Origin of the sequence: Geobacter sp. AOG1 (assembly GCF_019972315.1) — a bacterium.
GTDB lineage: Bacteria > Desulfobacterota > Desulfuromonadia > Geobacterales > Geobacteraceae > Geomobilimonas.
The window spans coordinates 1,525,195-1,549,751 of record NZ_BLIZ01000001.1 but is presented as its reverse complement, the minus strand read 5'-3'; the positions used below and the strand labels follow the sequence as shown (position 1 = coordinate 1,549,751).

28 protein-coding genes, 1 tRNA gene and 1 other RNA gene are annotated in these 24,557 nt (G+C 60.2%); all 30 read right to left on the bottom strand.

Annotated features, from left to right (window positions below; all coding sequences use genetic code 11):
- Positions 1–16: 16 nt before the first annotated feature.
- On the bottom strand, positions 17–955 hold the full coding sequence (gene rsmH, locus LDN04_RS07110; protein ID WP_223908334.1) for a 16S rRNA (cytosine(1402)-N(4))-methyltransferase RsmH: 939 nt from the start codon (positions 953–955) through the stop codon (positions 17–19).
- Positions 956–1,423, bottom strand: a complete 468-nt coding sequence (gene mraZ, locus LDN04_RS07105) for a division/cell wall cluster transcriptional repressor MraZ (RefSeq protein WP_223908331.1) — start codon at positions 1,421–1,423, stop codon at positions 956–958. It abuts the gene before it with no gap.
- Positions 1,424–1,742: 319 nt separating this feature from the next.
- Positions 1,743–2,090: a hypothetical protein gene (locus tag LDN04_RS07100; RefSeq protein ID WP_223908329.1), complete on the bottom strand. Its 348-nt coding sequence runs from the start codon at positions 2,088–2,090 to the stop codon at positions 1,743–1,745.
- Positions 2,090–2,653, bottom strand: a complete 564-nt coding sequence (locus LDN04_RS07095; protein WP_223908327.1) for a hypothetical protein — start codon at positions 2,651–2,653, stop codon at positions 2,090–2,092. The genes LDN04_RS07100 and LDN04_RS07095 overlap by 1 nt, the downstream gene beginning before the upstream one ends.
- A 58-nt stretch (positions 2,654–2,711) precedes the next feature.
- Positions 2,712–3,080, bottom strand: an RNA gene (gene rnpB, locus LDN04_RS07090) — RNase P RNA component class A.
- A gap of 150 nt (positions 3,081–3,230) precedes the next feature.
- Positions 3,231–3,950, bottom strand: coding sequence for a zinc ribbon domain-containing protein (locus LDN04_RS07085; RefSeq protein ID WP_223908324.1), 720 nt, complete (start codon positions 3,948–3,950; stop codon positions 3,231–3,233).
- 59 nt (positions 3,951–4,009) lie between these two features.
- Positions 4,010–5,128: a Nif3-like dinuclear metal center hexameric protein gene (locus LDN04_RS07080; protein ID WP_223908321.1), complete on the bottom strand. Its 1,119-nt coding sequence runs from the start codon at positions 5,126–5,128 to the stop codon at positions 4,010–4,012.
- Positions 5,129–5,249: 121 nt separating this feature from the next.
- A tRNA-Ile gene (locus LDN04_RS07075) sits at positions 5,250–5,326 on the bottom strand.
- A 70-nt stretch (positions 5,327–5,396) separates the two neighbouring features.
- A complete protein-coding gene (locus tag LDN04_RS07070; protein WP_223908319.1) occupies positions 5,397–6,569 on the bottom strand; it encodes a class I SAM-dependent RNA methyltransferase in 1,173 nt (390 codons plus the stop codon).
- Positions 6,566–7,396: a Sir2 family NAD-dependent protein deacetylase gene (locus tag LDN04_RS07065; RefSeq protein WP_223908317.1), complete on the bottom strand. Its 831-nt coding sequence runs from the start codon at positions 7,394–7,396 to the stop codon at positions 6,566–6,568. Before LDN04_RS07065 ends, LDN04_RS07070 begins: the two co-directional genes overlap by 4 nt.
- Before the next feature lie 11 nt (positions 7,397–7,407).
- A complete protein-coding gene (gene ybaK, locus LDN04_RS07060) occupies positions 7,408–7,890 on the bottom strand; it encodes a Cys-tRNA(Pro) deacylase (RefSeq protein WP_223908315.1) in 483 nt (160 codons plus the stop codon).
- 13 nt (positions 7,891–7,903) lie between these two features.
- The gene (locus LDN04_RS07055; RefSeq protein ID WP_223908312.1) at positions 7,904–8,188 is read right to left on the bottom strand and encodes a hypothetical protein; all 285 of its coding nucleotides are present in this window, start codon (positions 8,186–8,188) and stop codon (positions 7,904–7,906) included.
- A gap of 112 nt (positions 8,189–8,300) precedes the next feature.
- Entirely contained in the window at positions 8,301–10,064 is a 1,764-nt protein-coding gene (gene rpoD / locus LDN04_RS07050; protein WP_223908310.1) for an RNA polymerase sigma factor RpoD, read from the bottom strand.
- Between the two features lie 28 nt (positions 10,065–10,092).
- A complete protein-coding gene (gene dnaG / locus LDN04_RS07045; protein WP_223908308.1) occupies positions 10,093–11,850 on the bottom strand; it encodes a DNA primase in 1,758 nt (585 codons plus the stop codon).
- Between the two features lie 83 nt (positions 11,851–11,933).
- On the bottom strand, positions 11,934–12,440 hold the full coding sequence (locus LDN04_RS07040) for a CvpA family protein (protein WP_223908306.1): 507 nt from the start codon (positions 12,438–12,440) through the stop codon (positions 11,934–11,936).
- 103 nt (positions 12,441–12,543) lie between these two features.
- Positions 12,544–12,993 carry a GatB/YqeY domain-containing protein gene (locus tag LDN04_RS07035; RefSeq protein WP_223908303.1) on the bottom strand — a complete coding sequence of 150 codons (450 nt, stop codon included), beginning with the start codon at positions 12,991–12,993 and terminating at the stop codon, positions 12,544–12,546.
- 11 nt (positions 12,994–13,004) lie between these two features.
- Positions 13,005–13,202, bottom strand: a complete 198-nt coding sequence (rpsU, locus tag LDN04_RS07030; RefSeq protein WP_214175336.1) for a 30S ribosomal protein S21 — start codon at positions 13,200–13,202, stop codon at positions 13,005–13,007.
- Between the two features lie 162 nt (positions 13,203–13,364).
- Positions 13,365–13,700, bottom strand: a complete 336-nt coding sequence (locus tag LDN04_RS07025) for a phosphoribosyl-ATP diphosphatase (protein WP_223908301.1) — start codon at positions 13,698–13,700, stop codon at positions 13,365–13,367.
- A gap of 35 nt (positions 13,701–13,735) precedes the next feature.
- Positions 13,736–14,497: an imidazole glycerol phosphate synthase subunit HisF gene (gene hisF / locus LDN04_RS07020; RefSeq protein ID WP_223908298.1), complete on the bottom strand. Its 762-nt coding sequence runs from the start codon at positions 14,495–14,497 to the stop codon at positions 13,736–13,738.
- An 85-nt stretch (positions 14,498–14,582) separates the two neighbouring features.
- Positions 14,583–15,320: a 1-(5-phosphoribosyl)-5-[(5-phosphoribosylamino)methylideneamino]imidazole-4-carboxamide isomerase gene (hisA, locus tag LDN04_RS07015; RefSeq protein WP_223908295.1), complete on the bottom strand. Its 738-nt coding sequence runs from the start codon at positions 15,318–15,320 to the stop codon at positions 14,583–14,585.
- Positions 15,314–15,940, bottom strand: a complete 627-nt coding sequence (hisH, locus tag LDN04_RS07010; RefSeq protein ID WP_223908292.1) for an imidazole glycerol phosphate synthase subunit HisH — start codon at positions 15,938–15,940, stop codon at positions 15,314–15,316. Before hisH ends, hisA begins: the two co-directional genes overlap by 7 nt.
- A 93-nt stretch (positions 15,941–16,033) precedes the next feature.
- Complete coding sequence (gene hisB / locus LDN04_RS07005; protein WP_223908290.1) at positions 16,034–16,621, bottom strand: imidazoleglycerol-phosphate dehydratase HisB; 588 nt, start codon at positions 16,619–16,621, stop codon at positions 16,034–16,036.
- 15 nt (positions 16,622–16,636) lie between these two features.
- Positions 16,637–17,926, bottom strand: a complete 1,290-nt coding sequence (hisD, locus tag LDN04_RS07000) for a histidinol dehydrogenase (RefSeq protein WP_223908288.1) — start codon at positions 17,924–17,926, stop codon at positions 16,637–16,639.
- Positions 17,927–18,087: 161 nt separating this feature from the next.
- Entirely contained in the window at positions 18,088–18,726 is a 639-nt protein-coding gene (gene hisG, locus LDN04_RS06995; protein ID WP_223908286.1) for an ATP phosphoribosyltransferase, read from the bottom strand.
- A 147-nt stretch (positions 18,727–18,873) separates the two neighbouring features.
- Positions 18,874–20,127, bottom strand: coding sequence for a UDP-N-acetylglucosamine 1-carboxyvinyltransferase (murA, locus tag LDN04_RS06990; RefSeq protein ID WP_223908284.1), 1,254 nt, complete (start codon positions 20,125–20,127; stop codon positions 18,874–18,876).
- Positions 20,128–20,189: 62 nt separating this feature from the next.
- Positions 20,190–21,047 carry a peptide chain release factor N(5)-glutamine methyltransferase gene (gene prmC / locus LDN04_RS06985; protein WP_223908282.1) on the bottom strand — a complete coding sequence of 286 codons (858 nt, stop codon included), beginning with the start codon at positions 21,045–21,047 and terminating at the stop codon, positions 20,190–20,192.
- Positions 21,048–21,108: 61 nt separating this feature from the next.
- Positions 21,109–22,176 (bottom strand): peptide chain release factor 1, encoded by a 1,068-nt coding sequence (gene prfA / locus LDN04_RS06980; protein ID WP_223908279.1) that lies wholly within the window; start codon positions 22,174–22,176, stop codon positions 21,109–21,111.
- 74 nt (positions 22,177–22,250) lie between these two features.
- On the bottom strand, positions 22,251–23,168 hold the full coding sequence (locus LDN04_RS06975) for a DUF1385 domain-containing protein (protein ID WP_223908277.1): 918 nt from the start codon (positions 23,166–23,168) through the stop codon (positions 22,251–22,253).
- Positions 23,169–23,352: 184 nt separating this feature from the next.
- Entirely contained in the window at positions 23,353–24,042 is a 690-nt protein-coding gene (gene thyX, locus LDN04_RS06970; RefSeq protein WP_223908268.1) for an FAD-dependent thymidylate synthase, read from the bottom strand.
- Positions 24,043–24,205: 163 nt separating this feature from the next.
- Positions 24,206–24,403: a 50S ribosomal protein L31 gene (gene rpmE / locus LDN04_RS06965; protein WP_223908255.1), complete on the bottom strand. Its 198-nt coding sequence runs from the start codon at positions 24,401–24,403 to the stop codon at positions 24,206–24,208.
- Positions 24,404–24,557: the final 154 nt, after the last annotated feature.

Sequence of the window (24,557 nt, the reverse complement as noted above, 5' to 3'; positions counted from 1 at the left end):
TTCTCCTGGGTATCTATTACAGCTTTTCCGCCGCCCTCAGCCTTGCGCTGCGGGCACGGGGATTATGGTCGACTTCCTTGTCGCCGGCCATGACCGGCTTAGTAGTCAGGATACGCAGCTGCGGGGTATGGCCGCAAACGCAAAGGGGAAGGTTTTTCGGGCAGATGCACCCCTGGGCCAGACGGCGGAAACCCTGCTTGACGATCCGGTCTTCCAGGGAATGAAACGAAATCACCACGCAACGCCCTCCGGGGTTCAGCATTTGCAGGCCGGCGGCAAGCCCCTGTTCGAGACTCGCCAGCTCTTCGTTGACGGCAATCCGCAGTGCCTGGAACGTCCGGGTGGCCGGATGAAGACGCTCCTCCCATTTGGCTTTCGGTATTGCCCCCTTGATGACATCCACCAAGTGCAGGGTCGTTTCGATGGGGGCAGCGGCGCGGGCCGTGACGATGAATTGGGCGATCCGCCGTGCCCAGCGCTCTTCCCCGTATTCCTTGATGATCCGCTCCAGTTCCCGCTCCGGCAGACCGTTCACCAGGTCGGCGGCCGTCTCCCCTGCCGTGGTGTCCATCCGCATATCCAGGGGGGCGTCCTGCTGGAAGCTGAATCCCCGCTCCGCCGTATCGAGCTGGTGGGAGGATACACCCAGGTCGAGGAGCAGACCGTCGATGCCGGTTATCTCCAACTCGGCGAGGGAGATCGCCATGTCGGAGAAATTGCGATTGACCAGATGGACCCGTTCGCCGAATCCCGCCAACCGTTCGGAAGCAACCTTCAGCGCCGCGGGATCCCGGTCGAACCCGACCAAGATGCCATCCGGCGCGGAAGCTTCCAGTATCTGCCGGGCATGGCCGGCACCACCCAGCGTGCCATCCACATATATCCCGCCGGGACGGGGGGTTAGATAGCGGAGCACCTCGATGGGCATGACCGAAATGTGCTCGAAGTCATCCACCTAAATCCCCAGCGCATTGTCAACGGGGAAGTTCTTCTCGTCCTGCTCCAGAACGCGGCGGTAGATTTCCCTGCTCCAGATATCGAAGCGGTTCCCCATGCCGACAAACAGAATCTCGCGCTCCAGCCCCGCATGGAGACGAAGGGCGGGGGTCAACAGCACCCGTCCGAGCTTGTCCGTGGCGGACTCTTCCTTTGCCCCCAGTATCTGGCGCTTGAGAATATTCAACTGGGAGGTGGGAAGCCCTCCTTCGTTGGCGTTGATCTTTCGCTCCAGTTCATTCCACTCGGAAACGGGATAAACCGATAGGCCGCGGCCGTAGGTGCCATCACCCAGATCGACGGGGGTCGCCTTGGTAATGACAAAACGCTCGTCACCAAAGACAGAAACAAGCACTTCCCTGAATTTCGCGGGAATGCTCGTTCGCCCTTTACCGTCAATCGTGCTTGGATTTTCGCCCCAGAACATGGCTCTCCCGGCACTTCTTGCCACAATTTACCACAATTTACCACCAAGTGGTCAAACTATACAAAGCAACAAGGGAGATGTCAAGGTAAAATTCGTCTAAAGAAAAAGATTTTTTCGACGTCTTTTTAAGGAGTTACCTGAACGGAGGGAGGTTGTGGGAACACCGGAAAAGGGGGTGCAAAAACGGCAGTAAAATTAGACGTCTTTATTCAACAAAAGGGGTACGTCTAAAGGGATTCCACGAGAACGCAAACGTCCCGCACCGACTCGCGTGATCATTCACGTCAAAACACAACCTACCGTAATATACCAGATTGTTTCAATTCTTCTTCCGCTCCGCCAGCGACACCACCTTGGCACCACCACCCTTTTTCGGCGACTTGCCGACAACAGCAGGGCTCGGCCTAGCGGGTGACGTCTCCTTATCCGGCGCAGCAGGCGCTACCACCTTTTCCAGGCGGACCGGCGTTCCCCCCATGGTGTAGGGAGCGCCGCTCACCTGGCTTTCGTCCAGAATCCAGGTAAAAACCTGGATCGGGACGGTGAGCACCAGCAGGCGGACCTGCCACCATCCCGGTTTCACGTCCGGAACGATATCCTCGATGCGGGCATAGAAGCCCGGCTTGTTGTCAATGTGAACCAGCACCAGATCGTTTACGGTCGCCATCAGTTCTCCCTTGCTTCCCCATTCCCCACGCCGAGAAGCGTGGCTCCCTGCCGTACCAGATCCCGCTCGCAGATGATGAGCAGACCGGCCATGAATCGCTTACCGAACAGTTTTTCGAACTCGCCGTACAGCGCGCGGAGTCGGCGCTCGGCCCCGTAGAGCCGCTCCTTCTCCGACGGTTCCATGAGTCCTTCCACCCGGTCGCAGTTGAAGATGATGCAGGCGAAGGGACGGTAGGGAGGAGCCATCTGACAGCCGTTCTCACCAAGGTAGGGGCAGAGATCATGGTCGAAACGGGGGACGACCAGTTCCCTCCCCTCCACCAGGCAGACCAGGAGGTCAACGACGGTGACGTGGTTCTTCCCCCGGGCGCAACACTCTCCCCGGCAGTCGGCGCAAATGGCGCCGACATTGACGGCGGTCACGCAGTCGTGGATTGCCAGTTTGTTCTCCCTGACTTGCGCCGCCAGTTCCGCAATCCGCTCCCGCAAAGCTGGCGGCAATGCTCCATATTCCCGCGCCAGCGCTGCAATTCCGGTGCGCCAGAGTTCCTCGTCGGTCACGTACGCTCCAAATAGTGCGGGGCGCCCGGAAGCGCCCCATCGTTACCGCAGAATTAATTGGCCGAAGCAGCCCATAAGCCGGGTTCTGTTCCCGATGCCGGTTACCCGGCGCCGGGCGATGGCCATTCCTCTAGGGCCGCCGTTGCCGACGGCCTCAAGCAGCCAACCCGGAAGCACGGACGGGCCGTCCTTAGCGCTTCCCTATTAGGCCTTGCTCCTGGTGGGGTTTACCTGGCATCCGACGTCACCGCCGGACCCGGTGAGCTCTTACCTCACCCTTTCACCCTTACCCGCCGAAACGGGCGGACTTCTCTCTGTGGCACTTTCCCTGGGGTTACCCCCGCTGGACGTTATCCAGCACCATGCCCTGTGGAGCCCGGACTTTCCTCTCCCTGTAAAACAGGCAGCGGCCATCTGGTCTACTTCGGCCAAACTCAGTGAAGCGGCCCTTTTCCGCCATCTCGGCGTTGGCCTTCAGGATTCCTTGTGCGGCGTAGCAATGCTACGCCTCCGCGTCATCCTTCGACCGCCTTGACCTGACGAAAAATTGCTCGCTTCAATTCAAAACAACCGTGTATCACCCGTTGGCGATTTCCGGGGACAGCACCAGCATACGCTGGCAATGGGGACAGGTGATGAGCTCGTCGCCGCGGAACAGCATATTGTAGAGCTGGGGAGGAAGGTTCATGTTGCAGCCGAGGCAGGAGCCGTCCTTGGCCTCCACCACCGCCAATCCTCGCCGTTGCTCCCGAACCCTGGCATAGCGGCGTACGACAGATACGGGGAGCCCTTTCACAATCGCTTCACGGGTAGCCATGTCCTTTACCATTCCCGAATCCAGGCCGGAAATCCGCTCCTCGACCTCACCCTTCTGGGCTGCAATATTCTGCTCGAGCGCCTGGAGGTTCTCCTGTTGACTGGCAATTTCTGCCTGCAACTCCTCGGCCTGGGCTCCCTTCTGCAGGATCTGCTCTTCCAGTTCGGTCGTGAGCTTTTTGGCAGTGCTGATCTCCTTGGATACGGCCTGATATTCCTTCTGGGTCTTGATTTCTTTCAGCCGCGCCTCGGAACGGGTGATGTTCTCGGTTTCCGTCACCAGGTTCTCATCCAGCGTGGTCCGTTCAGCCTCCAACGCCGCAAACTCCTCGTTCTTTACGGCAATCGCCGCCTGCGCACCGGCCACCTTCGCCTCCAGCGCGACGATCTCGGCCAGCATCGCCTCTTTCTCCCCCTGCAGTCCGTCAAGCTTCAGATCAATCCTCTGCAGTTCCCCAAGCAGTTGTAAATTCTTTTGCAAAATCCGCCTCCCCTTTCTTCCCGTTTAATATGGACTGTAATAAAAAGGGAGAGGTCCTTTCAGATGAAACTGAACGGTTCCCTCTCCCCCTCGTAAGCCATTACCGTGGACGTAAATCCTTTTTTCCCCAGCTCGATTCCCAGCAGTTCTTTGACCCCCTCCACCATGAGGCGCTCGGTGGCAAAATGACCGGCGTCCAGCAGGGCTATACCCAGATCCTCCGCCTCTCTCGCCTCATGGTACTTGACATCTCCGGTCACAAGCAGATCAGCTCCCCGGAAATGGGCCTCCCGCAGCAGTGATGCACCACTACCGCCACAGACGGCGACCTTTTTCACCGCGTGATCGGCTGCCCCGACCATCCTGACACCGGCCGCCGCCAGTCGCTCCTTGACCGCCACGGCGAATTCCCGCAGGGATATGGGTGACGCAAGCTCCCCGATCCGCCCGAGCCCATGGGATTCCCCCCTGTTGAGGAGCGGATAGAGGTCGAATGCGGGCTCTTCGTAGGGATGCGCCTTCACAAGCGCATTGAGGGCGGATGCCAGGTCTCCCTTCCGCAGCAGCACCTCCAGCCGGACTTCTTCCACCTGCTGCCGCGTCCCTATTTCGCCGATGAACGGCTTGGCCCCCTCCAGGGGACGGAAGGTGCCGGTTCCGGGCGCCTGAAACGAGCAGTCCCGGTAATTGCCGATGACGCTGCTGAACCGGGACAGGGCATCCAGCACCCGTTCCTCGTGCCCCCGGGGGACAAAAACCGCGAGTTTCACCAGTTCTTCCGTGCCGGTAACCTTGAGCGGCTGGCAGCTTACGAGTCCGAGCCGCCGTGCCAGCAGGTCGTTGACCCCGCCGGCGGCAATATCCAGGTTGGTATGCAGGGAGACCACCGCCAGGTCGTGCTTGATTGTGTGGGAAATGAGGCTGCCGAGGTGATCGTTCAGGGTGATACGCTTGAGGGGCTTGAAAATGAAGGGGTGGTGGGTGAGGAGAAGCCGGCACTGCTGGTGGATTGCAGCCTCTATCGCCTCCCGGCACGGATCGAGGGACACCATGATCCGCTCCGTCGGGGCGGTGGAGTCCCCCACCTGGAGACCGACGTTGTCCCACTCTTCCGCCGTCGCAAAAGGGGCAAATTTATTAATGATTCCGACAACATCTGATACTTTTGGGATATTCATCACGATCCAAAGAAAAAGAGTGCAACCTTACGGTGTGCACTCTTTGTTCTTTCCCTTACGGGTATTTTTGCATCTGCGCAAGCGCTTTATGGGCATCCCCACATCATCCCGATAAATTAGGTGGTGGGCCCACCAGGACTCGAACCTGGGACCGACCGGTTATGAGCCGGTAGCTCTAGCCAACTGAGCTATAGGCCCGCAAAGCGAAAGTTAACAATATGTTATTGGGCTGTGCGTGTCAAGATTTTTTTTAAGCAGTCGCGTCCCGTCAGTACAGGTCGTACTTGAGGAGGCGGCATTCCAGGGGGCCGTTGAACAGAACGATCCGTCGCGTGGCCCTGAGTCCCACGCACTTGGCGAGTTCCGCGCTCCCGGTGAAAATATAGGCGGTGTACCCTTTGCAGCGTTGCTTCATGACATCACCGAGCTGCCGGTAGAGGGGCTTGAGCGCTTCCTCTTCCCCCAGTCGCTGTCCGTAGGGGGGATTGACGAGGAGGATGCCCGGCGCCGGCGGCGGAGTGAAATCTGCCAATTCCCGCTGGGCCAGCTGGACCAGGCCGGCAACCCCGGCTCGTTCGCAGTTCTCACGGGCGGTGGCAACGGCACGTGCCGATATGTCGGATCCGACGATCGGCACCGGCAGCGTGACGAGAGCCTCATCCCGCGCCTCCCCCAGCAACCGTTGCCAGAGGGTCCGATCGAAGGTCGGCCAGCGCTCGAAACCGAACTGGCGAAAAAGCCCCGGCGCCCGCCGGCCCGCCTTGAGGGCCGCCTCGATGGGGATTGTGCCGGAGCCACACATGGGATCCACGAGAGGGACCGTGCCGTCCCACTCGGTCAGCTCCAGCAGTGCCGCCGCCAGGGTTTCCCGCAGCGGCGCCTCGGTGCGCGCCAGCCGGTAGCCGCGCCGGTCGAGCGGCGCACCAGAGGTGTCAAGACTTATGGTACAGCGGTTCTTCACTAGGTGGACGTTGACCCGCAGGTCCGGGTCCTTCGTGTCCACGCTGGGACGGCGGCCGAAATGGTCGCGTAGCCGGTCGACCATGGCATCCTTGGTCTTGAGCGCCACGAAGCCGGAGTGGGTCATGGCCGAATCCCGCAGGTTGCAGTCCACCGCCAGGGTAAGATCCGGCGTCAGCCACCGCTCCCAGGCAATGGTGCGCACCCCCTCGTAGAGCTCCTGCGGGTTCTGACAGGCAAACTCGGTCAGCGGCAGAAGAACGCGATTGGCGGTCCGGAGCCAGAGGTTGGCGCGATAGCAAGCGTCGATCCCCCCCCGGAAACGGACGCCGCCGGCCTCCTGGCTGACGTTTCCCATGCCGAGCATTACCAGCTCGCGCGCCAGCACCCCCTCCACCCCCTTGCCGGTAGTGGCAAAAAACTGCAGCTCTTCCGCCGGTGGCGACACCACCCTCTCCCTGCGCCGGATGATGACCGTCATGACGCCAGCACCCCGTCGATGCCGCGCACCCCTTCGAGGGCGCCGCAGGAAAGGGAGATGAACGGCGGGGGAACCTGGGCTTCGCGGGGGTTGATGCGGATGACCGCTCCGCCGTACCGGTTACCGAGCCGCTCGCTGAGGCTGCGGATAGTGGGGATTGCAGTGCCTGCCCCCAGTTCGACAACCGCCAGTGGTACTTCCCGGTTGTCGGTGAGGAATTCATCGAAGTGCCGCTCCTGCTGCCGGGTCCGGCCGGAAAGCCAGCTCCAGTCTCCGAACATGAGGATATTGGGACGGGCCACCCCCCCGCAGTGGATGCAGGCGGGAATGTGGCGCGCCCTCATGGTGTCGATATCGATGGGAATTGTCTCCTTGTTGTCCCAGATAGCCTCGCAGCAGGGGCGGGTGCACTGGAGATGGTGAATTGAACCGTGCACCTCCAGTACCCGCTCCTCGGCAAAGCCCGCCTTCTGGAACTGGCCGTCAACGTTGGAGGTGACGACAAAATAATCGAGACCGAACCGGTCGATCCACCCCCGAAGGAGGCCGAAGCCGGCATGGGGAACGGTCTCCCGGTAGAGGTTGGTGCGGTGGCCGTAGAACCCCCAGCCGAAGGCGGGATCGCGTTCAAAGTGTTCAGGATTGGCCGCTTCGACAAAGCTCAGGCCGAGCCGCTCGTACATTGGGTAGGCGTTCCAGAATCCCCGGTCACCGCGGAAATCGGGGAGTCCCGAATCCACCCCCATCCCGGCGCCTGCCGTTATGACCAGTGCGCGGGCTTTTCTGATCGCGGCGGCAGCCGCTTCAAGCCTTTCATCCCTTGGCACCCGAATCCTCCTTAAATCGCTACCCGTACCACTATCGACTTCAAGAGCCTTACGATCTCCCGTGGGTCGATCCCCACCAGATACCCCCGCTTCCCCCCGTTCAGGTAGATCGTGGGAAGCCCGAGGATCGTCTCCTCCAGATAAACTGGCATGGAGCGCCGGGTACCGAAGGGAGAGGTCCCCCCCACCAGATACCCGGAATGTTTCTGGGCAGTTTCCGGCGTACAGGGTGAAACACTCCTGGTCCCTATCTGCCGGGCCAGTTCACGGGTGGAAACCTGCCGGTCGCCATGCATCAGCACAATGAGCGGCTGCCTGGCATCGTCTTCCATAATGAGGGTCTTGACCACGCAGTGCTCGTCAACCCCCAGTTCCCGGGCGGAAACAGCAGTCCCCCCCTTTTCCTCATAGTGATACAGGTGATCGGTAAAGACAACGCCGGCGGCACGCAAAGCGCGGACAGCAGGAGTGACGGGGGTCTTCTCCTTCGCCATTGCACATATTCTCCTAGCGTGATGAAGGCCCGAACATGAGCCTGTCATACATGAACTCGTAATCCTGCAGCATGGCGTTCAGCCGGCGGAGTTCCTGCTCCGTGTAGACGCTCGACCCCTTGGCAATCTCCGCCTTGATCCGCCGAATTCTCTGCTGAAGGGTATCCTGTTGCGGGCCACAGTTCTCCTGGGAGAGGAGACAAAGGTCCTTCTCCCGGGAGGTGTCTTTCTGTTCCCCCCACGCCCCGAGGGGAAGAGACAATGCCAACGTAGTCAGCAGCACAATGAGTGTTCTCATGGCGTTCCTCCTTGAAAGAGACGCTGGTTGCCGTTATATAGAACGGTCACTGAAGAGAAGAAAAAGGCCGCACCGGTTGCCCGGGGCGGCCTTGTGCAATGCATGGCGGGTGCTATTCCACGAAACTCTTGAGCTTCTTGCTCCTGCTCGGATGCCGGAGCTTACGGAGCGCTTTCGCCTCGATCTGGCGAATCCTCTCGCGGGTGACCTCGAAATCCTGTCCCACCTCTTCCAGGGTGTGGTCACTTTTTTCGCCGATGCCGAACCGCATACGCAGAACCTTCTCTTCGCGGGGAGTGAGGGTGGCAAGTACCCGGGAAGTCTGCTCGGAGAGGTTGGCCTTGATGACCGCCTCCAGGGGCGACACCACCCCCTTGTCCTCGATGAAGTCGCCGAGGTGGGAATCCTCTTCCTCGCCGATGGGAGTTTCAAGTGAAATAGGTTCCTTGGCGATCTTGAGGACCTTGCGTACCTTGTCCAGCGGCAGGCTCATCCGTTCGGCAATCTCCTCCGGCGAGGGCTCCCGGCCGATCTCCTGTACCAGCTGCCGGCTGGTGCGGATCAGCTTGTTGATGGTCTCGATCATGTGGACCGGAATCCGGATGGTGCGGGCCTGATCGGCAATGGCACGGGTAATGGCCTGGCGGATCCACCAGGTGGCATAGGTGGAGAATTTGTAGCCACGCTGGTACTCGAACTTGTCCACCGCCTTCATCAGGCCGATGTTCCCCTCCTGGATCAGGTCAAGAAACTGAAGCCCCCTGTTGGTATACTTCTTGGCGATGGAGACCACGAGCCGCAGGTTCGCCTCCACCAGTTCGGACTTGGCCAGCTTGGCCTTCTCCTCACCCCGCTCGATCGCCTTGAGCGCCGTGGAAAGGTCCGTTGCCCGGAAACCGGACTCCTGCTCCACCTTCTTCAGTTTCTTTTCGGCTGCGTGCAGCCGCTTCTCCAGCTTGTTGGCATCATCCAGGGAAACACCGCCGAGCTTTTTGAGGGAGCGCTTTTCCTCGGTGGCGTTCTTGTGGAGCTTCTCGAAAACCGCCACCAACTCCGCGTGGGGCAGCTGAGTCTCCTGCTCAAGTTCGGCGATTTCAGCCATGACCTTGTCAACTTTCCAGGACAGCTCCTTGAGCCGCTGGGCAATCTTTTCGATATGGCGGTCCTTGAGGCGGAGGGATTTCAGCAATTCGGCAAGTTTCGCCTTCATCTCCTGCTGTTCGGCCGCAAGCCGGTCCCGCTCCTTTGCGGCAAGGGAGCCGCTTTCGAGGGAGTTCTGGAGCTGGTCCGCCTGGGCGTCCAGTGTGGCAATCTCGTCGATTACCGCAAGCAGGCGGATCTTCTGGACATCCTCTTCATCCTCTTCCAGCTCTTCCTCTTCGACTTCCTTGCTGATCTCAGCGGCGCTGATCTGGAATTTCTTCAGTTTGTCACCGAGAGCGATCACTTCCTTGACGGTGATCGGGGTGTTGAGGATGACGCTCGCCATGTCCCGTTCCCCATCCTCGATCCGCTTGGCGATCTCCACTTCCCCTTCGCGGGTAAGAAGCGACACCGACCCCATCTCCCGCAGATACATGCGCACCGGGTCGCTGGTCCGGCCGAGGGCTCCCGGCTCGAACTCCATGTCCTCCTGCTCCCCTTCCATTTCCTCTTCTTCCTCAAGGTCGAGCTTGACCTTGGGAATCTTGACCTTCTGGGCAGAATCGACGATTTCTATATCCATTTCGCCAAACATGCTCATTACGTCATCGATCTGCTCCGACGAGACGATATCGGGAGGAAGCAGGTCGTTCACCTCATCGTAGGTGAGAAACCCCTTTTCCTTGCCCAGGTCGATCAGCTGTTTGACTTCATCCATATTTTTTTTGGCCATTCACTTCACCCCTGAAAAATCCGTATATCTATAATAATTGCGATTTTCTATTTCGCAAGCTTTCCATTTGCTCCAGCAGCTCACGGTAGCGCGGTGAATCGGGATCCAGCTGTGACAGCTCCCGAGCCAGGGATTTCAGACCCTTGAGGGAATCCCGCTCCCGTGCCTGCAGGCACTGGTCGAATGCCTTATGGGGGTCGATCTCCTCGAGATGGGCATCGGCGACAAAGAGAGCCGCCAGTCTGCTCCGCTCCTCGGGCGACCCGATCTGCTCCAGGATACATCCCCAGTCAACGGCATTGCCCGTTTCCTGCTGGGCAAGGATGGTCTCGGCAATCGGCAAATGTGCCGGGGAAAAAAGTCCCGCCGGACCGTATTCGCTCACCCGGCCGGCAACCTCCGGGAATTTTGCCATCAGTGCCAGGAGCATTTCCTCGCTTCCGAGGCTTCCCCGCTGCTGTCCCCGAACCGGCGTCATGTCGGCCGTGGTGACCGGCCCCCTCCCGAGCTTGCGCAGGAGTGCCCGTTCTTCGATCCCGAGCACCCGGGCAATCTCCCGTACGTAGAGATCGCGCTCCACCGGATTGGAAATCTTCGCCAAAAAGGGAGTCAACTGGTCGATTACCGCCACCTTGCCCGCTACCGAGCCGGTATCGGTGTGCTGCACCAGATCGCGAAAAAAATACTCGAAGATCGGCCGCGCCGCCTTGAGTCGGCCGGCAAAGGCTTCCGCCCCCTCTTTCTTCAGGAAGCTGTCCGGATCTTCGCCTGCCGTCAGCTCAACTACGCTGGCGGGGACATTCTCGCCGAGAAAGAGCTCCATCGCCCGAAAGGTCGCCTTCTTGCCGGCGCTGTCCGAATCGAAAAGCGTGTAGAAGCGACCAGCATAGCGCTGCAGCAGCTTGAGGTGCCCCGGTGTCAGCGCAGTACCGCAGGTGGCGACCACGTTCTTCACCCCCGCCTGGAAGAGGGCCAGATGGTCAAAATACCCTTCAACGATGATCGCCGTCCCCTCGCCACGCATGGGCTGGCGGGCCAGGTCAACACCGAACAGCACCTCGCTCTTGTGGTAGATGGGCGATTCCGGTGAATTGATGTATTTCGGCAGGGAATCATCCAGCACCCGGCCGCCAAACCCGATGGGGCGCCCCTGGGGATCGGCTATGGTGAAAATGAGGCGGTTCCGAAAGATATCGTAATAGCCCCCACCCTCCCGTTGCCGGATAATGCCGAGCTTTTCAGCCTGGAGGAGGGGCACCCGCTGCTGTTGCAGGAAATGGGCCAGACCGTCCCACCGATCGGGAGCGAAACCGAGCCGGTATGCCTCGGAGGTGGCTGCGTCAACGCCACGCCGTTCCAGGTAACGCCTTCCCGCCTCACCAGCTCCATCCTCCAGCAGCACACGACGGTAAAAGCGCGCCGCCAGTTCGTTGATCCGGTAAAGCTGTTCCCGCTCGTCCTGCCGTTTCTGCTCCGGCACCGTAAGGGGACGGTCCTCGATCACCACGCCGACCCGCTTGGCCACAAATTTGACCGCTTCGGGAAAGGTGAGCCCCTCAATCTTCATAATGAAGGTGAAGACGTTTCCACCGACGCCGCAACCGAAACAGTGAAATATTTCCCGGGCCGGATTGACGTTGAATGACGGTGTTTTTTCGCCATGAAACGGGCAAATCCCCTGGAAATTCGCTCCTGACTTGCGTAGATTCACGTAGTCCGAGATCACATCGAGAATGGCGGCACGCTCACGCACCTCCCTCACCTTATCGTCTGGGATCATCGACATCGCGAATCTTATCTCCCCGCCCTGTACCACCTGTCCACAAACAGGGCGCTAAACCGTACGTTCAGCAGCTCCGGAAACGCTGGCTATTTGACGCGCCCTTGAGGTACCGCATGCCTGGAACTGTCCCAGCCTGCTACGATCTCGCGCCCCGACGCAATGAACGACTGGGCGGTCCGGGAATGCTGGAGGTACCCCTTCACCCGTTCCGGTACCGGCTTGGTGGTCGCCAGATAGAGAAGCATGCAGAGGAGAAAGGCCCCCTCCAGCAGGCCAAACAGCACCCCGCCTACCCGGTTTACCCCCCCAAGCAGCATGATCTTGAAAACAACGGTGAGGAGGTGGCCAAACAGGTAAAAGAGCAGCCCCAGGACCAGAAAAACGAGGAGGAAGGAAAGAACCAGCGCAATGTGCTGGGGAACGCGGATGACCGACCGCAACGATTCGGCAAGGTACGGATAGTATTTGAAGGCGGCCCAGCCGCCGAGCACCAGACCGAGAAGAGAACAGACTTCGCGCACCAGGCCTTTCATGAACCCTTTGATCACAAAGACCAGCAAAACAACCCAGATAAGGATGTCAATGAGGTTCATGTACCGTGCCCGATTGCAACCGTAAAGTAAAAGTAGGGGCATTCCCGTGAAATGCCCCTACTCCGCACTGCAAAAAACGACTGTCGTCAAACGAGATGCGTGGCTACACCTGGGCCAGTTTCTCCCTGACGACTTCGCTGACCATCTTCCCGTCAGCACGTCCGGCGACCTGGGATTGCAGGGCCTTCATCACCAGCCCCATATCCTTCGGCCCCTGTGCACCGCTTGCGGCGATGGCCTTGGCGACCAGTTCCCCGACTTCTTCGCGATCGAGCTGCCGGGGAAGGAATGCCAGGAGGACCTGCAACTCCTGCTCCTCCTTGGCCACCAGATCGGCCCTGCCAGCTTCGCCGAACATCCGGATCGATTCCCGGCGCTGTTTGACCAGCGAGGCGATAACCTCGTTGATCCCCTGGTCGTCCAATTCCCGCTTCTGGTCTATTTCACGGTTCTTCACCGCGGAGCGGACCAGGCGGATGACCGAGAGCCTGAGTTCATCCCTGGCCTTCATGGCCAGTTTCATCTCTTCGGTCAATTGATCCTTGAGCGACATGCCAACCTCGATTAATCCATCATTTTACGCTGCTTCTTGAGCGCACGCTTCCGTGCGGCGATCGCCTTCTTCTTCCGCTTGATACTCGGTTTCTCGAAATGCTCACGCTTACGGACTTCGGAAAGGATTCCCGCTTTTTCGCACTGCTTCTTGAATTTCTTCAGTGCAAGCTCAAAGGATTCAGTTTCTTTTACCTTTACTCCCGGCATTCATATTCCCCTCCCCCCTCTAGCAAATTTATAACAAGTGAATCAAAAGGTCAGGCCGGTATGTAATTTTTTCGGAATACGCATAGTAGCATCGCTACCCGTAAAGTCAAGAAAAATTTGCCCTTTTGGGGCTGGGTTCCATCCGGAATCGGGGCGGGCAGGCTATTTTACCGGAACGCGGGCCGCCTTTTCCGCAAGGCCGGAGAGGCCGAAGCGGCGGCGCAACTCGGCATAGATTTCATCGGGGGGGATATCGTAGTGGCCAAGAAGCACCAGGGTGTGGAAGATCAGGTCAGCGGTCTCGTAGACGATCTCGTCCCTGACGCCCCCCTTGCCGGCGATGACCAGTTCGGTCGCCTCCTCACCCAGCTTCTTGAGGATCGTATCGATTCCCTTGGCCATGAGTGACGCGGTATACGACTTCTCCGAAGGATTAGCCTTTCGCTCCTGGATAACCTGGTACACGTTCTGGATGATATCGTCGCGTGACTCGTTCATGGCATGTTCCTATCGTTTGCCGGGTGGGGGCCGAGCTACAGCCTGACAGGCACCCCTCTCCCCTTGAGATACTCTTTCGCTTCGTGGATGGTGTACTCCCGGTAGTGGAAGATGGAGGCCGCCAGACAGGCACTCGCCCCCCCCTGGGTGAAACCGTCGTAGAGATGGTCCAGATTGCCGACGCCGCCGGAGGCGATGACCGGAATGCTGACCGCATCGGCCACCGCCCGGGTCAGGGGAAGGTCGTAGCCATCCTTGGTCCCGTCCCGGTCCATACTCGTGAGGAGAATTTCACCGGAGCCGTACTCCTCCATGCGCCGGGCCCATTCCACGGCATCGATCCCGGTGGCATTGCGGCCACCGTGGGTATAGACTTCCCAGCGTTCTTCTCCCGGCACCCGGCGCGCGTCGATAGCCACCACCGTACACTGGGAACCGAACCGCTCCGCCGCCTCTCTCACGAAGTCGGGCCGGTGTATCGCCGCCGTATTGATGGAGACCTTGTCCGCTCCGGCATTAAGAAGCCGGCGGATGTCGTCCACCGACCGCACTCCACCCCCCACGGTAAGCGGCATGAAGACCCGCTCGGCGGTGCGGCGCACCACGTCGATGATGATATCCCGGGCATCGGAGGAAGCGGTGATGTCGAGGAAGGTCAGCTCGTCCGCACCCTGCCGGTCGTACATCTCGGCAATCTCCACCGGATCGCCGGCGTCCCGAAGTTCCAGGAACTGGACCCCCTTGACGACCCGGCCACCTTTCACGTCGAGACAGGGGATAATACGCTTGGTCAACATAAAGACCTCTAAAGGCAATTAACAAGAATGAGCTGGATATGCAGGATAAATCCGAATCAACCAGTCTACCCTTTGATTATCCCTGTTAATTCGGTTTATAGTTTTTGGTCAGCGCCACCGCCTCGGTCAGCCTGATGGCGCCGGTATAGATGGCCTTGCCGGTGATAACCCCGGTGACGCCGGCCGGTTCGATGGCCATGAGGTTCTCGATATCTTTGAGGGATGAAACGCCGCCGGACGCGATGACCGGAATGGTGATCGCCTCGGCCAGCGCCTTGGTGGCTTCCAGGTTCGGCCCCTGCATCATCCCGTCCCGGCTGATGTCGGTGTAGATGATGGCGGCCACGCCGTACCCCTCGAAACGTTTCGCCAGATCCACCGCGGTGACACCGGTCACTTCGGCCCACCCCTGCACCGCCACCATCCCGTTCTTTGCATCGATACCGACCACAATCCGGCCGGGGAAAAGCCTGCATGCCTCCTCCACGAGCTGAGGATTGCGCTGGGCGGCCGTGCCGAGGATCACCCGGGAGAGACCGAGGTCGAGGTACGCCCCGATGGTCTCGATGTCACGGATCCCGCCCCCAAGCTGGGTCGGAATGGAAACCGCCGAGATGATCGAAGCGATGGCGGCCCTGTTTTTCGGCACGCCGGCAAATGCCCCGTCAAGATCGACGATATGGAGCAGCTCCCCACCCTGCCGCTCCCATTCCCTGGCCTGCTCCGCCGGGTTGTCGCAGAAGACGGTGTCCTTTTCCATGAGTCCCTGTTCCAGGCGGACGCATTTCCCTTCTTTCAGATCAATGGCTGGTATGACTAGCACGTAAACTCTCCAAAATTTTTGAGCATGCGCAGCCCGGCTTCCTGGGATTTCTCCGGGTGGAACTGGGTGGCGACGATGTTGTCTTTCCAGATGGAGGCGCAGAACTCGATGCCGTACACGGAGGTTGCGGACACGACCGACTCATCGTCCGGTTTTTCGTAGTAGGAGTGGACGAAATAGACGTTGGTCCCCTCCTCGATTCCGGTGAAAATCGGTGACCGGCGACGGATGGCGAGCTGGTTCCATCCCATGTGGGGGACCTTCAACTCCTCGCCGCTCTCCACCATCCCTTCCGGAAAACGGAGCACATGCCCCGGTATGACGTTCAGTCCCTGGTAGAGGCCGAATTCGACGCTGTCTGTCATCAGGAGCTGCATGCCGACACAGATGCCGAGGAAGGGGCGCCCCTCCCGGATTACCTTGAGGATCGGCTCGACGAACCCCCCCTGCTCCAGGTTTCGCATGCAGTCGCGAAACGCTCCGACACCGGGGAGGACCACCTTCTCCGCCTCCAGCACCACCTTGGGGTCGGCGGTAACGACCGCCTCGAAACCGACCTTCTCGAACCCCTTCTGCACGGAACGGAGGTTCCCCATGCCGTAGTCTATGATTGCAATCATCTGAGAACCTCGGGGACCGGGAACCGGGAACCGGGGATCGAGCAAACTTATGAGCCTTTACTGATCCCTGGCCCCTGGTCACTGGTCCCGCCGTTATAATTTCCCTTTGGTCGACATGACCCCCGCGATCCGGGGGTCCACCTGGGTTGCCTGGTCAAGCGCCCGGGCCAGGGCCTTGAAGCAGGCTTCCAGAATGTGGTGGACATTGTCGCCGTACATGACGTTGATATGGATATTGGCCGCCAGGTGGTTAGTCAGGGCCTGGAAGAACTCCTTGGCCAGTTCCACGTCGAACTCGCCGATCTTCACCTTGGGGAGCCGCACGTTGTAAACCAGGCAGGGGCGCCCCGACAGGTCGACCGCCACGCTCGCCAGGGTCTCGTCCATGGGGACCGTTGCCTGGCCGTAGCGACGGATTCCCTGCTTGTCGCCGAGGGCCTCTTTCAGCGCCTCGCCAAGGACGATGCCGATGTCCTCCACCGTGTGGTGGAAGTCAATGTCGATGTCCCCCTTCGCCTCGACCGCCAGGTCGAACAGGCCGTGGCGGGCGAACAGGTTGAGCATGTGGTCGAGAAACGGCACCGACGTGCAGACTTTCGCTTCCCCCGTGCCGTCAAGGTCGAGGGTGAGCTTTATCTGGGTTTCCCTGGTGATGCGCTCGATGGTGGCTTTGCGGGACATGGGCACCTCCTGAAATTATTTCAAACGAATGCTGACAGATTTTCCGTGGGCTTCCAGTCCTTCCAGTTCGGCGATCCGGACGATGTCTTTCCCCAGCCGGTTGAGCCCCCCCTGGCTGAAATAGACGATGGAAGACTTCTTCACGAAATCGTCCACCGACAGGGGGGAGAAGAAGCGGGCGGTGCCACCGGTGGGGAGGGTGTGATTGGGTCCGGCCAGATAGTCACCCGCCGCCTCGGGGGTGAAGTGTCCGAGGAATATGGCTCCGGCATTCTTTATCCGGGGGAGGATGGCAAAGGGGTCGGCCACCGCCAGTTCCAGGTGCTCCGGGGCGATCCGGTTGGAAAAGGCGATTGCCTCGTCCAGACCCCCGGCAATGATGATCGCGCCAAAGCTTTCCCACGACTTCCGGGCAATGCTCTCCCGGGACAGTTCCTTCAGCTGCCGCTCCACCTCCGCTGCCACCCGCTCGCCGAAACCACGATCGGTGGTGATGAGGATGGAGGAGGCGAGTTCGTCGTGCTCCGCCTGGGAGAGGAGATCGGCGGCGATGTGGGCCGGCGTGCCGCTCCCGTCGTTGATGACCAGGATTTCGGAAGGGCCGGCGATCATGTCGATCCCCACCTGGCCGAACACCAGCTTCTTGGCGGTCGCCACGTAGATGTTGCCGGGGCCGGTGACCTTGTCCACCCGGGGAACCGTCGCCGTGCCGTAGGCCAGAGCCGCCACCGCCTGGGCCCCGCCAAGGCGGAAGACCCGGTCGACGCCGGAGAGCCGGGCCGCCACCAGGACGTGGGGATTTATCTCCCCCCCCGGAGTCGGGGCAACCATGATCACCTCGCCGACGCCGGCCACCCTGGCCGGCACCGCATTCATGATGACGCTCGACGGATAGCTCGCCTTACCGCCGGGGACGTAGATGCCGACCCGCTCCAGCGGCGTCACCATCTGGCCGAGGAGGACATCGGTCTCTTCCGTGGAGAGCCAGGTCTCCTGCTTCTGCTTTTCGTGGAAGCGTGCCACCCGCTCCACCGCCAGTTTGAGGGCCGCGATGTCGGCGACGTCGACCCGGGCGAATGCCTCGTTGAACTCGTCCTCCGTAACCTCCAGTTCAGCAACGGAACCCGCCTCCAGCCGGTCGAAACGCCGGGTGTAGTCGAGGAGCGCCCCGTCACCCTGTGCCCGGACGGCAGCGATGATGTCGAGGACGACCTGCTCCACCTCCCGCCCGGTCTCTTCCCCCCGGGCCAGGATGGCGGCAAACTGGGCGTCAAAATCGGCATCGTGAATATGGAGAAATTTCATGCCTTATCCTTTGCTGGGTTAAGAATCTCGGAATTCCAGGTTGCTCAAAAGCGGCCAGATCGTCGCACCCGCAGAAAGCCCGGAGGAGGCGTAGCAGCGCTACGCCGCACGACGCGGCGTTCGAGGACGGCGGCGAGATGGCTGCTTTTCAGCAACCTGCGTCAGACCTGCTTCTCCAGACCGTCAATGATCTCCGTGATCCGCTGGTATTTCGTCTTCATGCTCGCCCGATTGACGATGAGGCGGGTGGTGATTTCGGCGATGGTCTCCACCTCCACCAGGCCGTTCTGCTTCAGGGTCTCGCCGGTGGAAACCAGGTCGACGATCCGCTCCGAGAGCCCCACCAGGGGGGCCAGTTCGATAGAGCCGTACAGCTTTATGATCTCCACCTGCACCCCCTTGCGGGTGAAGTATTTTTCCGTGAAGTTGGGATACTTGGTGGCGATCCGGATGTTGGTCCAGCCGGCAGGATCGTCATGGCGGGAAAGCTCCGCCGGTTCCGCCACCATCATCCGGCAGTAGCCGAACTTGAGGTCGAGGGGCTCGTAGAGGTCCTTGTCCTGCTCCAGAAGCGTATCCTTGCCGACGATCCCCAGGTCGGCGCAGCCGTACTCCACGTAGGTGGGAACGTCGGTGGCCCGGACGATCATGTAGCGCATCTTCTGCACCGGATTCTCGAAGATGAGCTTGCGGGTGTCGGAGAGGAGCTCCTCGCAGTCGATCCCGATCTTCTTGAAGAGGGCCACGGATTCTTGCAGGATCCGCCCCTTGGGAATGGCAATGGTAATGTAATCGGTCATATATCCTCGTAGAGACGGACGCGGCCTTCCGACCAGATCGCCGCCGTGTCCTCGAAGCCCCGCTTCGACGTCGCGCTGCTACGCCTCAGCAAACCTTCTGCGGGCCGGCGACGATCTGGCCAAAATCTCGCTCCCGGTCGGTAAAAACTATTCTTTCACCCTCACGATATCCGCGCCGAGCCCCGCCAGCTTCTTCTCGATAGACTCATACCCCCGGTCCAGGTGGTAGATGCGGGAAACCTCGGTGGTGTTGTCCGCCGCCAGTCCCGCCAGGATGAGACAGGCAGAGGCGCGCAGGTCGGTGGCCATGACCGGGGCGCCGGAAAGCTTCTTTATCCCTTTTACCGTTGCGGTGTTCCCTTCGACGGTGATGTCGGCACCAAAGCGCATCAGCTCGGAGACGTGCATGAACCGGTTCTCGAAGATGTTTTCGCTGATGACGCTTGCGCCGTCGGCCAGGCACATGAGCGCCATAAATTGGGCCTGCATGTCGGTGGGGAAACCCGGATAGGGACGGGTCTTGATGTTGACCCCCCTGATCTTCCGCGGCCCCTTGACCCGCACCACGTTGTCCTTGTTGATGATCTCCACGCCGGCGTCCTGCAGCTTGAAGACCAGCGCATCCAGGTGCTCCAGCTGCATGTTGCGGATCCTGATGTCGCCGCCCGTGATAGCCGCCGCGATCATGAACGTCCCCGCCTCGATCCGGTCCGGCATCACCCGGTGGCTGACCGGCCCCAGTTCGTTCACCCCGGTGATCCTGATAGTGTCGGTCCCCGCCCCTTCGATCTTTGCCCCCATGTTGTTCAGGACAAGGGCCAGGTCGACGATCTCCGGTTCGCGGGCCGCATTCTCCAGGATCGTCTCCCCCTTGGCGGTGGCGGCCGCCATCATGAGGTGCTCGGTACCGCCGACCGTGGAGATGTCGAAATTGATCCGCGCCCCCTTGAGACGCTTCGCCTTTGCCTCCACGTATCCGTGGGTAAGGTTGATGTCCGCCCCCAGGGCGGCCAGCCCTTTCAGGTGGAGGTTAATCGGTCGGGCGCCGATAGCACAGCCGCCGGGAAGCGACACACGCGCCTTACCGAGCCGGGCGAGGAGAGGGCCGAGAACCAGCACGGATGCGCGCATGGTCTTGACCAGCTCGTAGGTGGCCTCGTGGTTGTTTACGTTGGTGGTGTCGATCCCGACCACGTTGCCGTTCCCTTCAACCACCGCTCCGAGGGTCTCCAGCACCTTTATGGTGGTGTTGATGTCCCGCAGGAACGGCACGTTGCTGATTTCGTTACGGCCGGGAGCCAGAATGGTGGAGACGAAAATGGGGAGCGAGGCGTTCTTCGAACCGCTCACGGTAACCTCACCGGAGAGTTTCTTGCCGCCTTTAATGATTAATTTGTCCACTGCAATACCTCTGTTTTGTTGATTCGGTGGGGTACCCCCCCGTGCGACCACGCGGGCCGCCCTTACATTAGCCTTCCCCCCACCACCCGTTCGATGTCATTCGGGTCTTTGGCGGTGAAGATATCGGTGAATGATCCGGTCTTCTGCAACAGCCCCTGTACCTGCTCCGACTGGCCAATCCCCACCTCAAGGAGGAGCCAGCCGCCGGGATTGAGGTGACTCGGCGCGGCCGGGATGATGATGCGGTAGAAATCCAGACCGTCAGTCCCGCCGTCCAGGGCCTGGCGGGGTTCGAAATCACGCACCTCCGGTTGCAGGGTCTCCAGGTCGGCAGTCGGGATATAGGGGGGATTGGAGACGATCAGGTCGAAGCGCTCCCCCGGGAACGGCTCGAACAGCGACCCTTCGAAGAGCGTCACCCGGACACCGTGGGTCTCGGCGTTCTTCTCGGCCAGGGACAGCGCCTCCGGCGACGCCTCCACCCCGATGACCTCCGCTCGGGGAAGCGCCCTGGCCAGGGCAATGGCGATACAGCCGCTCCCGACACCGATATCGAGAATCCGGCTCCCTTCACCGGCCCGTTGCATCGTCTCCGTCACCAGCACCTCGGTATCATGGCGGGGGATCAGCACCGCAGGTGTTACCGCAAAATCGATCCCCATGAACTCCTGGCTGCCGAGAATGTACTGGAGCGGTTCGCGGCGTGCCCGCCGCGCCACCATTCCCCGAAACCGGGCCAGTTCGGGCTCGGTCAGCGGTTTGTCGAAATTAAGATAGAGCCCCACCCGATCCAGGTCGAGCACCCCGCAGAGGAGCCACTCCGCCTCCAGGCGGGCGTTCTCCACCCCTTTCTCCGCCAGATACCCCTTGGTCCAGGTCAGGACCTTCAGGACCGTCCAGGTTTCGTTTTGACTTGTCATCAGGAGCTCGGAAGCGCGGAAGAACGGAAGGAAAAGTCTTTCAAGACTCCGCGCTGGGTTATTAGGCTGCTTCGCTCTGCTGTTTGAGCGCCTCCATCTGGTAGTATGCCCTGAGCCCATCGACAATTTCGCCGATATCCCCTGCCATGATGGCATCGAGCCGGTAGAGGGTCAGGCCGATGCGATGATCGGTCATTCTCCCTTGGGGGAAGTTGTAGGTGCGAATCCGCTCGCTCCGGTCACCGGACCCCACCTGCTGTTTCCGTTCGGCGGCAAGTTTGGCGTTCTGCTCCTGGCTCATGGTGTCCAGGATACGGGTCTTGAGGACCTTCATCGCTTTAGCCCGGTTCTTTATCTGGCTCCGCTCTTCCTGGCAGGCCACCACCGTTCCGGTGGGAAGGTGGGTGATACGGACCGCCGAGTCGGTGGTATTGACGTGCTGGCCGCCGGCGCCGGAGGAGCGATAGACGTCGATTTTCAGGTCGGCGGGATTGATGTCGATGTCCACATCCTCCGCTTCGGCCATGATGGCCACTGTGCAGGCGCTGGTATGGATGCGCCCCTGGGCCTCTGTTTCCGGAACCCGCTGGACCCGGTGGGTCCCCGATTCGTATTTGAGCTTGGAGTAGACGCCGTCCCCCTCCACCGAGGCGATGACCTCCTTGAAGCCCCCCTTCTCCGATTCGGATGCGGAAATCACCTCGACCCGCCAGCGGTTCGTTTCGGCAAAACGGCTGTACATGCGGAACAGGTCGCCGGCGAACAGGGCCGCCTCGTCGCCACCGGTACCGGCGCGGATTTCCAGGATGACCCCTTTGCTGTCGTTCGGATCCTTGGGGAGGAGTAGCAGCCTGATCTCCCCTTCGAGCCGTTCCCGTTCTTCCTGGAGAGAGGCCATCTCTTCCTCGGCCATCCCCTTCATGTCCGGGTCGGACAGCAGTTCACGGTTCTCGCCCAGCTCGGCCAGCACCTTCCGATAGCGACGGTAGGCCGCCACCAACTCGGTGAGGTCGGCGTGTTCCCGGGAGAACTTGCGAAACTCAGGCTGGTTGGCGATGACCGCCGGGTCGGAGAGAAGCGCTTCCAGTTCCTGGTAGCGCCGTTCCAGTTCTTCTATTTTGTCAAACATCATGAAATCCTTAACAATAACTGTAACATCGATAGGACTCATGGGACCTACGCGTCCTATGAGTCACATGATTTTCAGATCACCAGCCGGTCATCCTTGAATCCCGCATTCACCGCCAGCGCCTCTTCCATGGAGCGGATCGCCACTTCCAGCTGGCTGTCGTCCGGTTCGCGGGTGGTGAGTCGCTGCAGCCCCAACCCCGGGGCGATAAGAAGCCTGACGATGGGAGACTGGTCGTTTTTGGCGCTCCATTTCAAGAGTTCATAGGAAAGCCCCGCGATGAGGGGGAGGAGCACGATCCGGGAGCCGGCCTTAAGGTAGAAGGGCCAGAGCTTGGGAATCAGGGAAAAGACCACGATGCTCACCAGCATGACGATCAGGAGAAAGCTCGTTCCGCAGCGAGGGTGGAGGCAGCTGTACTTGCGCACATTCTCCACCGTCAGTGCATCCCCCGCTTCGAAGGCGAAGATCGATTTGTGCTCCGCACCGTGGTACTGGAAGACCCGCTGGATGTCGTTCATCCGGGAAATGGCAAAGATGTAGAGGAGGAATACCGCCACCCGGATGACGCCGTCCACAAGGTTGAAGACGATGTTGGAGGTGCCGATGATGGGGGTGAGGAGCTTGGTCACGTAGAGGGGGAGAATGAAGAAGAGAAGGATACCGAAGCCGAACGCTACCGCCATGGTCCCCGCCATGGCCCAGGACGAAAGCTCCTGCTTCTCTTCCCCCTCCTTCTCCTCTTCGACCATCGCCTCATTGGCGGAGAAGTTGAGCGCCTTGATCCCGGTTATGAGTGACGAAAAAAGGGCCACCGCCCCCCGCACGACGGGAAGCTTCACGATGGGAAAACGCTCCGACAAGGGGATGACTTCTTCCCTCTTGACGACAATGTCGCCGGTGGGGCGACGGACGGCGATGGCCAAGGAGCGGGGGGCGCGCATCATGACCCCTTCTATGACAGCCTGACCGCCGATGTTAATTTTGGACATGTCTTCCTCATGGGCACCGAGAAACGCAGCTTTTCCGCAATCTCTGCGTAAGTCTTCGGCCCTGCGTGTGCGGCGTAGCGCTGTTTATGCCCGATTTGCGGGTACTACGCCTCCGTGCAAGCCCTCGACAGCCTTGAGCTTGCGAAAAATCTACGTTTCCGTTCTAATACACTGCGATTACACGTCAAAGGGAGCGAAACCTATCTCGGACTTCCTTAATCTTCCCGCAGGTCATGGTCCCCTCCGGGCAGGGGGCCGTGAGGCAGCCGGGGCCTGCATCCCGGAAGATGGTCGGCGCAACGGCCTTCACCAGTTTTAGCATCTCCACCGCCATGGCCCGGATCTCCCACTGTGCCCGCTCGCAGCAGCGAAGCTCGAAGAAATGGAGCAGTTCCCGCCCGTTCATGGTGACCAGTATCTTGGTTTCCGTGGCGTTGGGAAGGAGGTAACGGGCGTCCTCCGCGGGGATTCCCGCCTCAACCATTTCGCCGTAAGCCTGGTGGAGCGCCTGCAGTTGGGCTTCGAACCGGATCAGCAGTTCCGGACGTTCGGCGATGGTGGGGGGGATGACCGCGCAGAATCGCTCCTTGTGGGAGACATAACGTTGCGACTGCTGGGAGTAGGAGGCGACCCGGTGGCGCACCAACTGGTGGGACGTGACACGGGATATCCCCTCGATGCCGAAGGTGAATGACGCATGCTCCAGCACCGACTGGTGGCCGAGAGACATGATCTTGTCGAGAAATGCCTCGATGTCGGCACTCCCCAGCTTCTGCTTCAGTTCGTCGATGTCCGCGGGGGAATAGCAGAGCCGGGCCGCCAGGGCCACCGTCAGTTCCGGCTCGGGGGTATGCTGCAGAAGGGCAACTTTCACGCCGACTCCTCGAAAGGATTAATGGGGCAGTATCGCATATCCTGCGGGGTCAAGACAACAGCCAAAATGGCATCCCGCCGCAAACAAGGGGGCAGAAAAAACAATAAGGGGATTTCGCCAGCGACAAAATCCCCTTACCAAACCTGTCACCCCACGGGGGTGCTTACATTCCGTAGCGCTTCTTGAATCTCTCGACGCGGCCGGCGGTGTCGATCAGCTTCTGCTTGCCGGTAAAGAACGGATGGCAGGCCGAGCAGATCTCGGTGCTGATCTCCGGCTTGGTGGAACGGGTCTGGAACGTGTTGCCGCACAGGCACTTGACGGTCACTTCTTCATACTTGGGGTGAATTCCTTCTTTCATCTCTGCCTCCTTACACCGGGCAAGTGCCGGCGGTATCATTATTCGGTCATTCGAAAGGTCTAAAAGTAGCACTATCGACTTATTTTTTCAAGACATTTTTCGCCCGTCACACCCTTGGCGGGAAATGCTCACCAGCGGGCTATTGTGCCCATCC